The sequence below is a fragment of the Mesorhizobium sp. U510 genome (genome assembly GCF_059180695.1).
In genome coordinates, this window is record NZ_CP180532.1 from 1,027,118 (window position 1) to 1,041,636 (window position 14,519).

The 14,519-nt window shown below is 64.2% G+C and carries 11 protein-coding genes; 4 read left to right on the forward strand and 7 right to left on the reverse strand.

Annotated elements, in window-relative coordinates; all coding sequences use genetic code 11:
• Nucleotides 1–5: 5 nt before the first annotated feature.
• On the reverse strand, nt 6–542 hold the full coding sequence (locus tag ACLGL5_RS07050) for an autotransporter (RefSeq protein ID WP_069090643.1): 537 nt from the start codon (nt 540–542) through the stop codon (nt 6–8).
• A gap of 78 nt (nt 543–620) precedes the next feature.
• Between ACLGL5_RS07050 and ACLGL5_RS07055 the strand changes: the two genes are divergently transcribed.
• Entirely contained in the window at nt 621–1,367 is a 747-nt protein-coding gene (locus ACLGL5_RS07055) for a GntR family transcriptional regulator (RefSeq protein WP_069093233.1), read from the forward strand.
• Nucleotides 1,368–1,399: 32 nt separating this feature from the next.
• Here the strand turns inward: ACLGL5_RS07055 and ACLGL5_RS07060 are convergent, their stop codons facing one another.
• The 6 genes from ACLGL5_RS07060 to dnaK form a co-directional block, all read right to left on the reverse strand.
• Complete coding sequence (locus ACLGL5_RS07060; RefSeq protein WP_019862362.1) at nt 1,400–1,687, reverse strand: DUF1330 domain-containing protein; 288 nt, start codon at nt 1,685–1,687, stop codon at nt 1,400–1,402.
• A gap of 16 nt (nt 1,688–1,703) precedes the next feature.
• A complete protein-coding gene (gene pyrF, locus ACLGL5_RS07065) occupies nt 1,704–2,417 on the reverse strand; it encodes an orotidine-5'-phosphate decarboxylase (protein ID WP_038653622.1) in 714 nt (237 codons plus the stop codon).
• An 11-nt stretch (nt 2,418–2,428) separates the two neighbouring features.
• Nucleotides 2,429–3,025, reverse strand: coding sequence for an NADPH-dependent FMN reductase (locus ACLGL5_RS07070; protein ID WP_019862364.1), 597 nt, complete (start codon nt 3,023–3,025; stop codon nt 2,429–2,431).
• Nucleotides 3,026–3,105: 80 nt separating this feature from the next.
• A complete protein-coding gene (pmtA, locus tag ACLGL5_RS07075) occupies nt 3,106–3,708 on the reverse strand; it encodes a phospholipid N-methyltransferase PmtA (RefSeq protein ID WP_019862365.1) in 603 nt (200 codons plus the stop codon).
• Nucleotides 3,709–3,858: 150 nt separating this feature from the next.
• Nucleotides 3,859–4,989, reverse strand: a complete 1,131-nt coding sequence (dnaJ, locus tag ACLGL5_RS07080; RefSeq protein WP_019862366.1) for a molecular chaperone DnaJ — start codon at nt 4,987–4,989, stop codon at nt 3,859–3,861.
• A gap of 223 nt (nt 4,990–5,212) precedes the next feature.
• Complete coding sequence (dnaK, locus tag ACLGL5_RS07085) at nt 5,213–7,129, reverse strand: molecular chaperone DnaK (protein WP_010912682.1); 1,917 nt, start codon at nt 7,127–7,129, stop codon at nt 5,213–5,215.
• Nucleotides 7,130–7,341: 212 nt separating this feature from the next.
• Between dnaK and ACLGL5_RS07090 the strand changes: the two genes are divergently transcribed.
• The 3 genes from ACLGL5_RS07090 to rpe all read left to right on the forward strand — a co-directional run bounded on the left by ACLGL5_RS07090 (nt 7,342) and on the right by rpe (nt 14,329).
• The gene (locus ACLGL5_RS07090; RefSeq protein ID WP_069090644.1) at nt 7,342–9,579 is read left to right on the forward strand and encodes an NHL repeat-containing protein; all 2,238 of its coding nucleotides are present in this window, start codon (nt 7,342–7,344) and stop codon (nt 9,577–9,579) included.
• 10 nt (nt 9,580–9,589) lie between these two features.
• Nucleotides 9,590–13,444 (forward strand): DUF7929 domain-containing protein, encoded by a 3,855-nt coding sequence (locus ACLGL5_RS07095; protein WP_069090645.1) that lies wholly within the window; start codon nt 9,590–9,592, stop codon nt 13,442–13,444.
• Between the two features lie 207 nt (nt 13,445–13,651).
• On the forward strand, nt 13,652–14,329 hold the full coding sequence (gene rpe, locus ACLGL5_RS07100; RefSeq protein ID WP_069090646.1) for a ribulose-phosphate 3-epimerase: 678 nt from the start codon (nt 13,652–13,654) through the stop codon (nt 14,327–14,329).
• Nucleotides 14,330–14,519: the final 190 nt, after the last annotated feature.

Sequence of the window (14,519 nt, forward strand, 5' to 3'; positions counted from 1 at the left end):
TTGGCCTATATCGGTCGCGCGCCGGCTATATACCTGGCGTTGTTGAAGGGTTCCGGCCGGTTGTCGGCCAGGCTCCACAATTGGCGGTCGGTGCCCGGCAGATCGCCGAGATAGACATGCAGGGCGCCGGAGCGGGCGCTGCCGGTATTGGCGACTGAGTGGACGGTGCTGGAAGACATGTGCATCAGCGAGGGCGCCGAAAAATCCTGCCGCTCCGGCTCGGCGACCTTTTCGCCGGCGAGCGGGTAGATGAAATTGGTCTCGCCGCCCCAATAGATGCCGACCAGGGCGTCCATCAGATGGTTATGCGGCGGATACTGCACCCCGGGCGAAAGCGTGATGTGGTAGATCGTCAGCTGCGGGCTGGCATGCAGCAAAAGCTCGTCGTCCTCCTCCTCGTGAACCAGTCCGCCGAGCGCATGGAAGCGGTTGGTATAGTCGCTCAAGACAGCCTTGACGTCCTCGAAGGGATTGGCGCCAGCCGCCGCGTTGACGATATCCCTGATCGCGCGGTAGAGAGGGGAGTCGGCCGATAGAGGCATGCCACAGCTCCTGACTGAGATGCTCAGTTAGCATAGCTAAGAGGGCCAATGTCAAGACCGATGCAAGGCGAGACAAGCATGAAGCCGACAAAAGCCACGCCATCGAAATCGGCCGCGTCCCCGGATGGTACGCCGGCGCTGTCGACGGCGGATGTGCTGCGCAGCGAACAGGCCTACGAACAGCTGAAGAGCGATATCGTCGCTTGCGTTCTGTCGCCCGGTGAAGCGCTGACCGAAAAGCAGATCGAGGCACGCTACGGCATCAAGAAGGCTACGATCCGCTCCGCACTTGCCCGGCTCATGCAGGAGGGTCTGGTCAGGAGCGAGCCGCGTCGCGGCTATGTCATCACCACGCTGACCCTACGCGACGTCAACGAGATCTTCGACGTGCGCAGCCTGGTCGAGCCGGAAGTGTTCCGGGTTGCCACCACCGGCATCACCGAGCGCGGGCTGGAAGAGATCAGGCTGGCGGCCAGAAAGGTGCTGAAGCCGGAGACGCTGCGCAGCCCTGTTGCGTTCCTCGCGGCCGATCGTGCCTTCCGCCTGGCGATCGCCGAGCTTTCCGAGAATTTGCGGCTGGCACAGCTGCTCAGCCAGATCCTCGACCAGTCGGAACGGGCGCTCCATCTCGGCTTCAAGTCGCGCGATTTCATGCCGCTGATCATCGAACAGCAGAAGCAATTGCTGCAGGCCTGCGAAAAGAGCGACGTTCCTGGCATCGTGAAACTCGCCCGCTCGCAGTGCCTTGCCCTCAAGCATCAACTGGTCGGGGCGCTGCTTGGCGGGGCCAAGCTGCGGGATGTGAACCTTCAGGACTTCGTCTGAAGGAGCAGTTCCGGGGAAAAGCGCGGCGCGCTTCAGGCCCCTTCGACCAGCACGATCTCGCCGTCGGCGACCTTCTGGCGGATGGCGACCGCGCGCTGATATTCCGGCGAGTGGTAGCAGTCGTGCGCGATCGCAAGCGATTCGAATTCGATGATCACGTTGCGGGCGCGGCCAGGCCCTTCGGCCAGCTCATGGGCTCCGCCGCGTGCCAGGAATTTCGCGCCAAAACGGTCGAAGGCGAGCTTCGAAGCGGCGATATACTCCTTGTAGCCTTCGGCATCGCGCACATCGACGCGGGCGATCCAGTATCCCTTGGGCATTGTTCTCTCCCTTATTCTATGCAGAGCGCATTTCGTCGAGGATCGCCTGCGCCGCCGCGCGGCGGTCGCTTGCCGCGACGATCGGGCGGCCGACGACGAGATGGCTGGCGCCGTTGCGGATCGCTTGCGCCGGCGTCACCACGCGCTTCTGGTCGCCATGGTCGCTGCCCACCGGCCGGATGCCGGGCGTCACCACCGCCATGTCGGGTCCGACGATGCGGCGCACCGCTTCGGCTTCCGCGGCCGAGCAGACGATGCCGCCCATGCCGGCATGCAGCGCCTGTTCCGAGCGCCGCAGCACCAGCGTGTGCGGGTCATATTCATAGCCGACATCGATCATGTCCTGCTCGTCCATCGAGGTCAGCACGCTGACGGCGAGCAGGCAAAGGTCGCTGCCCCTGGCCGCGTCCACCGCCGCACGCATCGCCTTGGGATAGGCGTGGATGGTCAGCATCGTCATGCCCATCTTGACGATGTTCTCGACGCCCTTGGCCACCGTGTGGTCGATGTCGAGCAGCTTCATGTCGAGGAAGATTTTTGTCCCGCCGCTGGCCAGCTCCCTGGCGAAGTCGAGCCCGCCGGCGAAGGCCAGCTGATAGCCGATCTTGTAGAAGGAGACGACGCCGTCGAGTTCGCGCACCGCCTGCTCGGCTTCCCGCACGGTCGGCACGTCGAGGCCGACGATCAGTCTTTCCTGGATGGACTGGGCCCGGATGGATTTGGCCTGCATGGTCGTGGCGGTCACGCCTCGATCCGGGTCGACAGCATGCGCGAGGTTTCGATCAGCGTGCGGCATAAATGCTCCATCGATTTGTACAGTCTTTCGTCACGGAAATTGCCGCCTTCGTCGAAGGCGTCGCCGCCGTCCGGCACCGAGCATTCCGGTGTCACCACCTCCATCTGGCAGCGTACCAGCACCGCGCGCAGATGGTTGATGCAGCGTATGCCGGCAAAATGGCCATTGGAGGACGAACACAGCCCGACGACCTTGCCGGCAAGCGGCCTGACCGATCGGCCGCCATCGCGGCGCACCCGGCTCACCCAGTCGATCGTGTTCTTGAGCAGCGGCGGGATCGAGCCGTTATATTCGGGCGTGGCGATCAGCAATCCGTCATGGGCTGAAATCAGACGGCCGAGTTTGACGGCGTTTTCGGGGACACCCTCCTCCTTCTCCAGATCCTCGTCGAGGATCGGCAAGGGATAATCGGCGAGCGAAATGCGGGTCACCTCGGCGCCCTGCACCGCAAGTTCCTTCTGCGCCACATCGGCGGTCCTGCCGCTATAGGCGCCGCTGCGCACCGAGCCGGCGAAGACGAGGATTTTCGGGATCACTGCCATTGCTTCGCAAAGAGAGTAGGCAGTGGGGAATAGGCAGTAGGAGATAAGCGGTTCCTGACTATTCCCTACTGCCTACTGCCTTATCCCTCTCTTCGATAGATCCACAGCTGCGTCGGCGGGATGTTGCGGAAGATGAAATCGAAATGCTTGACAGTGTAGTCGCCGCGGCCGGCCGGGATCGGCGACATCGGGCCATAGGTCAGCTGCACGATCGGGCGGCCCGCCGGGATGCGGTCGAGCAGGCTCTCTATATAGGCAATGCGCTGGGCGACCGGGAAATTGAGCAGCGGCACGCCGGACACCACGGAATCGAAGATCATCCCGCTCCTCTCGCCAAGCGTCGCGTTGAGGTTGAAGGCGTCGCCCTCGATGACGTTGACGCCGGGATAGAGCTGGCGCAGATGGCGCACGAAATCGGTGTTGTATTCGACGGCATAGAGGTTTTCGGGCCGTACGCCCTGAGCGAGGATGGCGCGGGTGATGACACCGGTGCCCGGACCGACTTCAAGCACCGGCAGGCCGGACCTGGGATTGACGATCGAGGCCATCTTGCGCGCGGTGATCGAACTGGTCGGCACGATCGAACCGACCGTCTTCGGCTTGTCGATCCAGCCCTTGAAGAATTTGAGTTCGTCGTCGAACTTCTCGGCAAGCGCCTTCCGCAGTCCGTGACCACGTGTCATGCAAGCTCTCCTCAAGGCTCCCCGCAAAGCTACTTAACATCTGGTTGACGCAAGGCAAGGCGTTGCGAGACGCATGTCGTGGATAAGATAGATTTCGTCGCGTCTCAAAACACGGCGCGTTTCATGCATTCCCGCGCCGTTCTTGCACTATCAGCGCTCGCCGAAAGACTCGAAAAAATCCTTCATGCGGGCGAAAAACCCGCTCGATTGGGGCGAATTGTCCTGCGAGGACAGCTGTTCGAACTCCTCCAGCAACTCGCGCTGGCGGCGCGACAGGTTCTGCGGGGTCTCGACAGCGGTCTGGATGTAGAGGTCGCCGACATTGGGCTGGCGCAGCACCGGCATGCCCTTGCCCTTGAGGCGGAACTGGCGGCCGTTCTGCGTGCCTTCGGGTACTTTCACCTTGGTCTGGCTGCCATCCAGCGTCGTCACCTCGAAGGAGCCGCCAAGGGCGGCCGTCGTCATCGAGATCGGCACCTTGCAATAGAGGTCGGCACCGTCGCGCTGGAAGAATTCATGCGGCTTCACCGCCAGGAAAATATAGAGGTCGCCCGAAGGCCCGCCGCGCAGGCCGGCCTCACCCTCATTGGCAAGGCGGATGCGGGTGCCGTCCTCGATGCCGGCCGGAATGTTGACCGACAGCGAACGCTCCTCGGTGACGCGGCCCTGGCCGGCGCATTTCGGGCACGGATCCTTGATCGTCTGGCCGCGGCCCTGGCATTGCGGGCAGGTACGCTCGATCGAGAAGAAGCCTTGCGTGGCGCGCACCTTGCCGTGGCCATGGCACATCGAGCAGGTCACCGGCTGGGTGCCGGGCTTGGCGCCGCTGCCGGAGCATTCCGTGCAGGAGATCGAGGCCGGCACCCGGATCTGCGCGGTCTTTCCTGCGAAAGCCTCTTCCAGCGAGATTTCCATGTTGTAGCGCAGGTCGGCGCCGCGCTCGCGGCCGCCTGACGATCGGCGCTGGCGCCCACCCATCATGTCGCCGAAAATATCCTCGAAGATGTCGGCGAAGCCGCCGGCGCCAAAGCCTTGCGCGCCGCCATTCATGCCGCCCTGTTCGAAGGCGGCGTGGCCGAAACGGTCATAGGCCGCGCGTTTCTGCGGGTCCTTCAGCGTCTCGTAGGCTTCGTTGATTTCCTTGAACTTGTGCTCGCAGGAATGATCGCCGGGGTTGCGGTCAGGATGGAACTGCATGGCGAGCTTGCGAAAAGCGCTCTTGAGCTCCTTCTCGTCGGCGCCCTTTTGCACGCCCAGCGTTTCGTAGAAATCAGCTTTCATTTTTTCCCGCTGTCCGGATGCTCAACGTCTTGATGCATTGTTGCGTCTTTTGCCGGCACGCTGTCTCGATTTAAGATCGGTGCCGCCCGGATGCCAGTGCTGGCGTGCCTCTGTCCGGGTTTTTCTGTCGTTTTTTCGGGGAGGTCCCGCACTTTTCCGGCAAGGGTTGCAAAAAAGCCCGGCTTTATGCCGGGCTTTCCGCTTTATCTTGCCGTCAGGCGGCTCAGGCCGACTTCTTCTTGTCGTCGTCCTCGTCGATTTCCTCGAAATCGGCATCGACCACGTCGGAGTCCTTGGCGGCGTCCGCCTTGGCATCGGCTTCCGCCGCTTCCTTCTGCGAAGCCTCGTACATGGCCTGGCCAAGCTTCATCGAAGCTTCGGCAAGCGCCTGGCTCTTGGCCTCGATGTCGGCCGCGTCGTCGCCCTCGGCGGCGGTCTTCAACGCCGCGATGGCATCGGAAATCGCCGTGCGCTCGGCTTCCGAGACCTTGTCGCCATACTCCTTCAGCGACTTCTCGGACGAATGCACCAGCGCCTCGGCCTGGTTGCGGGCCTCGACCACGGCGCGCCGCTTCTTGTCGGTCTCGGCATTGGCTTCGGCGTCCTTCACCATCTTCTCGATGTCGGCGTCCGAAAGACCACCCGAGGCCTGTATGCGGATCTGGTGCTCCTTGCCGGTGCCCTTGTCCTTGGCCGAAACGTTGACGATGCCGTTGGCGTCGATGTCGAAGGTGACCTCGATCTGCGGCACGCCGCGCGGCGCCGGCGGGATGCCGACCAGGTCGAACTGGCCGAGCGCCTTGTTGTCGGCGGCCATTTCACGCTCGCCCTGGAAGACGCGGATGGTCACGGCCGACTGCGAATCTTCAGCGGTCGAGAACACCTGGCTCTTCTTGGTCGGGATCGTCGTGTTGCGCTCGATCAGCCGGGTGAACACGCCGCCCAGCGTCTCGATGCCGAGCGACAGCGGCGTCACGTCGAGCAACAGCACGTCCTTGACGTCGCCCTGCAGCACGCCGGCCTGGATGGCGGCGCCGAGAGCAACGACCTCATCCGGGTTGACGCCCTTGTGCGGCTCCTTGCCGAAGAACTGCTTCACGATCTCCTGGATCTTGGGCATGCGGGTCATGCCGCCGACCAGGACCACTTCGTCGATCTCGCCGGCCTTCAGGCCGGCATCCTTGAGCGCCGCCTTGCACGGGTCGATGGTGCGCTGGACGAGATCCTCGACCAGGCTTTCGAACTTGGCGCGCGTCAGCTTCAGCGTCAGGTGCTTCGGGCCGGTCGCGTCGGCGGTGATGAAGGGCAGGTTGATCTCGGTCTGCGTGGTGGACGACAGCTCGATCTTGGCCTTTTCAGCCGCCTCCTTGAGGCGCTGCAAGGCGAGCTTGTCGTTCTTCAGGTCGATGCCCTGTTCTTTCTTGAACTCGGCCGCCAGGTACTCGACCAGGCGCATGTCGAAATCCTCGCCGCCGAGGAAGGTGTCGCCATTGGTCGACTTCACCTCGAACACGCCGTCGCCGATTTCGAGCACCGAAATGTCGAACGTGCCGCCGCCAAGGTCATAGACGGCAATGGTCTTGCCATCCTTCTTGTCGAGGCCGTAGGCGAGCGCGGCAGCCGTCGGCTCGTTGATGATGCGCAGCACTTCGAGGCCGGCGATCTTGCCGGCGTCCTTGGTGGCCTGGCGCTGGGCGTCGTTGAAATAGGCCGGAACGGTGATGACCGCCTTCTCGACCTTCTCGCCGAGATAGGCTTCCGCCGTTTCCTTCATCTTCTGCAGGATCATGGCCGAGATCTGGCTGGGCGACTGCTTCTTGCCGCCGGCCTCGACCCAGGCATCGCCATTGTCGCCCTTGACGATCTTGTAGGGGACAAGCTTCTTGTCCTTTTCCGTCACCGGATCGTCATAGCGGCGGCCGATCAGGCGCTTGACCGCGAAGATGGTGTTTTCAGGATTGGTGACCGCCTGGCGCTTGGCCGGCTGGCCGACCAGACGTTCGCCGTCGCCCGAGATGGCGACGATGGAAGGCGTCGTGCGCGCGCCTTCCGCATTCTCGATCACCTTGGGCTCCTTGCCATCCATGATGGCGATGCAGGAATTGGTGGTGCCGAGATCGATACCGATTACTTTTGCCATTTTTCTAGTCTCTCCTCTAAGCAGGCTTTCAGGACCCATGAAGGCGTTCCGACGAAAGCCCCTGTTCATAAGAAATCCCGTCCGGCCACCGGTGTCCCGGCGTCGCACGGCTTGGCGCGTATATAAGAACAGGCAGCATCGGGCGCAAGCATTCTGCGCAAGGCTTCCATGAACCTTTCCACCTCCGTCCGCGACAGAGGTCAAGGTGCCGCATGGTGCGGCCCGGAAAGGAAGCCCCCATGACCAGCAACCCAGAGGCTCTGAGGTCTCCGGGAACAACAGGAGCTCGGCGCGACCACCGCCTTCGGGACGGGGTCGATGCGCTGGGCTTCCCGCTGATTCCGTTGACCCTGCGTAAGAGCAGGCGTATCGTAACAATGAGGAAAGCAGACAATTCGAGCAGGGAAGAACGAGCCGGACCGCCGCGCCTTGCCCTGGTTCGCGCGGCACAGCCGGAGGCTCCTCCCGCAGACTTCGGGGGGAGTTCCATGTCTTGCGATCACGGCCCGTTCGTGTCTTCTCGCATCAGCCGGTTGCACCGCCTGATCAAGGCAACCGGCGGACTTCTTGCGTTTGCCCTGACCGCCGGCCTTTGGCTTGGCGGCGTCGCCCGGGCGCAGGACACCCAGATCATCTATCCCGGCTCGATGGCGGTCACCGGATTTTCCGGCACCATCATCCCGAATTTCGACGAAGGCCTGCCGCCCGGTGTCGATCCGGTCGACGAAACCTTCATCGACACCACGCGCGCCACTTTGCGCGTTTTCGACGTTTCGCATCTCGGCGGGCCGGCCTCGGGCCAGCTCGTCTTCACGCCGCCGCCCTTCGAGGTCACGGCCGGCCAGATCGGCCAGGTTTTCGGCCTCACCTATGATGACGGCGTGCGCGATGGCGTTCCGTCTGGCGTTCCCAATCTTTACGCCGCCGCCACCTCGCTGCACGGCATCCGCATCGTCACGCCTGATACCGACAATGACGGCAGGCCGGAGCGGCAGCGCCGCGGCACGGCGGGCGCCGCCTTCATGGATGGCCAGTTCGGCACCGAAAACGGCGGCGGACCCGGCACCATCTGGAAGATCGACGGCATCACCGGCCAGGTCGCCAAATTCGCCGACATCGACACCAACAGCGGCCCCGGCATCGGCAATCTCACCTTCGATCCCAACCACCGCCAGTTTTTCGCCTCGGATCTCGACACCGGCCTGATCCATCGCATCGACGCCACCGGCAGATTGATCGACACGTTCGATCATGGCGTCGCCGGGCGCCCGGCGCATGGCCTGGCTCCCGTCGCCGACGACGGCGCGGTGATGGACATTCAGGGTGCCGCCTTCGACACCGAAGACCCCGAGACCTGGGGCTACACCCAGGACGAGCGCCGCGTCTGGGCCGTCTCCTACCATGGCGGCCGGCTCTACTATTCGGTCGGCGAAAAGTCGGAAATCTGGTCGGTGGGCATTGCCCGCGACGGCAGCTTTGCCGGCGACCCGCGCTGGGAACTGACGGTCAAGGCCGACAAGGACTACGCCGTCACCGACATCGCCTTCGACAACAGCGGCTTCATGTATCTCGCCCAGCGCGGCCCGGTCGAAAACCGTTATGATTACAGCCAGTTCGCGGATTCCGGCAAAGGCGAGGTCATCCGTTATTGGCGTGAGAATCCGGACGATCCGGCAACGGAATCGGTCTGGGTGGAAGTGCCGCAGGAATACGCGGTCGGTTTCCCGCAAGGCAACCGGCAGTCGGCCGGCGGCCTCGACCTGCAATATGGCTATGACGCCGACGGCAATCTCGACACCTCGGTATGCACGCAGACGCTGGTCAACACCGGCGACAAACTGCGCGACAATCCGACGCTTGCCGAGCAACTCGCCGCCGGCGGGCCGCTCGCCGTGCACGGCGTGCAGATCACGCCCAAGGACCTGGTCAAGCCGGCCAACGTGCCGCCCTTCGGTTCCTGGTTCGTCGATTTCGACGGCTATTTCGAGGATCCCGAGGTGGAAGGCCATGTCGGCGACGTCGCCGTCTGGCACCCCTGCGAGGGCCGCGCCGGCTACTATGAAGAAATCCCGGGCGGCTATCTGCCACCCTTCTACCCGCCGGACTTCCCACCGCCCGGCAATCTGCCTCCCTGTCTCGATGTCGACGACGTGCAATATTACTGCACGCCTTCGGGCCTCGAGGCCGATCTCTATCTCCATGACCATGCCGGCTTCGGCGGCGATTCGATCAAGGCCCAGTCCAGGACGCCAGGCGTCGCGGTGACGTCACCCATGTCGCATGCGCCCGGCAAGCCTTACACGATCGGCATCACCGGCCATTATCCGGGCGACAGAGTGGATGTTGGACTTTGCTTCTACAGGAAGTCCGACAAGGACAAGGGTGGCTACTACCCTTGCTGCAAGATGACCTTGCCGCTCCGCACCCCAGCCGTCAGCTGCGAACGTTGAGGAGGGGACGATGAACAATCTCGCACTCTCCCCGCTCGCGCAAAACCACGCAACCGTCATGGAGACGATCATGAAACCCCTGTCATACGCCAGGCGCGGCGCGCGCTGGCTGATGGCGGCCGGTATCGCGGTCGCCATGCTAACCCCGTTCGCGAGCCACGCGGAAGACGCCGCTCCGATCACCCCGGAACTGAGGCTCGATCTCGACAATTCGCGCGTCGTCAATCCGAGGCCGGAGCGGGTCGTCCCGTTCTTCACCAAGCAAGGCACCCAGAGAGGCTGCGACTATGTCGTCTACTCCCTGAGCTTCGGCCTGCGCGGTGACCCGCAGGGTTTTGCTGATCCGGGCCTGGTGGGCTTGCTGAAGAAACTCAAGATCGAGTTCAAGGACCAGCTTCCGCACGGCCTTGCCATCGTCAACGTCAATGTATCCGGCGACGGCACGGATGCCTCCGGCGGACCCCTGCCGAGCGCGACGATCAGCAATACGGCGGGACCCAATGATACCGCCACGGTGTCCGATTTCCGGCTCTCCGCCGCCGATCTCGACGGCGCCGGTGCCGCCAATGAACGTGTCATCAATTTCCAGATCACCGCCAAGATCGACCATGCGGCGTTTCCCGCGCCGACGATCGTCGACAATCAGGGCTTGATCAAGGTGAGCAACGAAGCCGGCACCGGGACCATCATCCCGTCGCAGGATCCGAGCAAGCCTGACGATGGTGACTACAAGACCGGTGTGAAGACCTCGATCAAGATCGATGTCACCAAATGCAACCCGCCGCCACCACCTCCCGGCAAGGAATGCTTCAAGGTGGAACGCGGCACGGTCGATTGCGTGCCCGGCGGCGGCGCCTTCATCTACCACATGCCGGTCGGTCCGGAGATGGGCGGCAAGTGGGTGCAGGTGTCGACCACCACGCCTGGCATCACCATCATCCCCGACACCCAGCTGGTGCCGGTGGGCGGCGGTGTGCTCAACTGGAAGATCGTCGGCGCATCGCCTGGCGACGTCATCCACCTCATCGTCACCGGGATCGAGACCTATGCCGGGCCGAAGGAGGGCTGGGGCCTGTGCTGCACGCAGACCATCGACATCGTCATCCCGCGTGACCAGCGGTGCCCGCCCAAGGACAAGGAGCCGGATCTCAAGGTCGAGAAACGCGCCGATGTCCCACGCTGCACCATGGCCGGCGGCTGCGACTTCACCATCAGGGTCACCAATGTCGGCACCGCGCCCTACAACGGCAAGATCGTGCTCGACGAGGTGACGCTGCCGGCCGGCTCGACGCTGAGTTCAGGGCCCAATCCGCCCTGGGTCTGCGTGCCCGGCACCACGCCGATGACATGCACCTATCCGGTGACCACGCTCAATCCGGGGGCCTTTGTCGACCTCAAGCTCGGCTTCAAGCCGGCCGGGGGCTGGCAAGGCAGTGCGCTGCGCAACTGCGCGACCTACAACTATGCCGCCAGCGGCAAGCCGCTGTTCGGCAGCCGGTCGAATGATCGTGGCTGCGCCTCGGTCCCGATCTGCCGCCGTGGCGATCGTGACCGCGACTGCCAGCCGCCGGTCGAGAAGAAGGTCGACCTGATCCTGAAGAAGCGCGCGCGCATCCCGGTCTGCACGCCGGACGGCGTCTGCTACTTCGTGATCGACATCATCAACAACGGCACATCCACCTATAACGGGCCGCTGACGGTGATCGACAACTATCCTGGCGGCGCACCGAGCTCCTCGACCTTCGGGCCGAGCCCGCCCTGGACATGCGGTCCGAACGGCCCCGGCCAGTTCCGCTGCGACAATGCCGGCATCTCGCTGCCCGCGGGCGCCTCGACGCCGATCTTCGTCAAGGCGGTCATGCCGGCCGACTATCAGTCGGATACGGTCGAGAACTGCGCCGCGGTGAAGGCCATTCCCGGTGAGGTCGATCTCACCAACAACAAGGCCTGCGCCAAGGAACGCATCCGTCGTCCCAATGGCGGCAAGCCTGGCCTGCGCATCACCAAGGTGTGCAACGGCTCGCTGGCCGGTGCCGCGGTCGTCTCTTGCCGCATCACCGTCTCCAACGCCGGCACGGCCGCCCCCACCGGGCCGGTGCGGGTCAACGATGCCGCCACGCTGGTGTCGGGCGGCGCGCCCGTCCAGATCCAGACCGTCACCCCTGACGGCGCGGAATGGGCGTGCGGACCGGTTCCGGCCAACACGCTGTCGTGCCAGATTCCCGGCGCCGTCATGACGCCCGGAACCAGCAGGCACTTCGACGTCACGGTCTCGGCCAATGGCGAGTTCGAAAACTGCGCGCGCGGCTCCTATGGTCCGGCGCCTGGCGACGACATCGTCTATCCGATCGGCCAGGCCTGCGCCAAGGGCGGCGGCGCTTCGACCATCCGTGTCGAAAAGACCGGCGATCGCGAATGCCGGCTCGGCCAGCCCTGCTCGTTCGACATCACGATCACCAATGACGGGACGAGCCCCTTCTCCGGCCCGGTTCGCATCGGCGATGCGATCGGCGTCGAAGGTCTCGGCCGGCTGGATGGCGTTGCGATCACCTCGATCGACCCGCCCTTCGGCTGCTCGCCCGAACCGGCAACCTTGCCTCTGTCCTGCATCGCCAACCTGACGCTCGGCGCCGGCGAAAGCCAGTCGCATCATGTCACCGTGGTCATTCCCGACGACGGGCGTCTGGCCAACCTGCAGGGCAACGTCAATGGCCAGAACTGCGTTGGCGTCCTGTCTCCCGACACGCGGGTGCAGGACGGCGGCGACGTGCTGTCCAAGGATGCGGCCAATGTGCAGGGCGATCGCGGCAAGGCCTATGCGTGCCATCCCTTCATCATCACCCATGAGGTGAAGAAGGAATGCTCGCCGGGCTTCGTCATGAGCGATGCCGGCCGCTGCGTCTGCCCGGAAGGCACCACCTTCCGCAACGGCCAGTGCACCGGCGGCGGCACCAACATTCTGCCGACGCCACCGCCGCCGCCGAAGCGCTGCGTGCTGCTCGAAGGCCAGATCCGCACCGAGGACGGGCGCTGCATCTGCCCGCGCGGCACGGCGCTGGAGAACGGCAAGTGCGTCAGCACCAACAGGCCCGAGCAGTGCACCATCCGCGGCCAGATCCACGACGCCGACGGCTACTGCGTCTGCCCGCAAGGGACCGAAGTGCGCAACGGCGCCTGCCGTCCGATCCGGCCGAAGCCCCAGGAGTGCCGCATCCCCGGCCAGATCCGCAATGCCGATGGCGATTGCGTCTGCCCGCAGGGGACCGAGGTGCGCAACGGCGCTTGCCGTCCGGTGCGGCCGAAGCCTCAGCAGTGCCGCATCCCCGGCCAGATCCGCAATGGCGATGGCGATTGCGTCTGTCCGCAGGGCACCGAGGTGCGCAACGGCGCCTGCCGTCCGGTCCGGCCGAAGCCTGAGCAGTGCGCTGTCCGCGGCCAGGTGCACGATGCCAATGGCGATTGCGTCTGCCCGCGTGGGACTGAGGTGATCGACGGCGCATGTCGGCGCAAGCAGCCGCAACTGGAGCAATGCGACATACGCGGCCAGGTCCACAACAAGCGCGGCGAGTGTGTCTGTCCGCGCGGGACCGAGGTGATCGACGGCGCATGCCGCAGGCCCAGGCAGCAGACGGAGTGCGCGCCGGGCACCCAGATGATCAATGGCCAGTGCCAGCCGATCTTCAAGCGGCGCTGCCCGGAAGGCACGATCGGACGGTATCCAAACTGCCGTCCGATCCGGGGACAACCATCGCTGGAGATCAACCCGGGACTGCTGCTGCAGCAGGTGCTGCCACGGCGTCAGCCGCAGGTCGACCAGCAGCAGGATCCAGCACCAAACAGAATCCTGAAGCTCCAGCAGCAGTAACCAGCTGCTCGACGCCAGACCAGAAACCCGCCGGGGCAATCCGGCGGGTTTTTCTTCATGGCACCGGCAATGGGGGATCGCAGACGCGGCAACGCCACCCAAGCCTGTGGAGCCGCCACGTCTGCACCCTCGACAAGTCACCCGCCGGGCATTAGGCAGTCGGTCCAGAGTGACCGGTATGAAAAGGGCGCCCGGAAAGGCCGCAGGATGAGCAGAAAGACCTTGATCGCACCATCGGTGCTGGCTTCGGACTTTTCGAGGCTCGGCGACGAGGTCGAAGCCGTCGCGGCGGCAGGCGCCGACTGGATCCATCTCGATGTCATGGATGGCCATTTCGTCCCCAACATCACCTTCGGCCCGCCCGTCATCAAGGCGATCCGCAACCGCACCAAGGCCTTCTTCGACTGCCATCTGATGATTGCGCCGGCCGATCCCTACCTCGCCGCTTTCGCCGAGGCCGGCTGTGACGGCATGACCGTGCATGCCGAGGCCGGGCCGCATCTCGACCGTTCGCTGCAGACCATCAGGAATCTCGGCAAGATGGCCGGTGTGTCGCTCAATCCGGCGACGCCGGAAACGATGATCGAATATGTGCTCGACCGGCTCGACCTGATCCTGATCATGACTGTCAATCCGGGTTTTGGCGGCCAGGCTTTCATCCCGGGGATCGTCGACAAGGTGAGAAGGGTCAAGGCGCTGATCGGCGACCGGCCGATCCGCATCGAGATCGACGGCGGTGTGTCGCCGGAGACAGCCCCCCTGGTCACGGCAGCCGGTGCCGATGTGCTGGTGGCGGGTGCGGCCATCTTCAAGGGCGGCAGCGTCGAAGCCTACCGCGCCAACATCGAGGCGATCAGGACAGCGGCCGACAAGGCCGCCGGCTAGAGCGTTCCACCGTTTCACGGAAACGGCGGATCGCTCTAACGCTTTGTTTTGACGCAATTCCCAAGGGAAAGCGCTACGCGCTTTTCCGGGGAAAACCGCTCACACTTTTCCTGGAATTGCTCTAACGCGCCGCCACGAATCGGATTCGCTGAAAGGCCTGATAGGGGCAAGCCGCCCGCAGTCTTTGCGC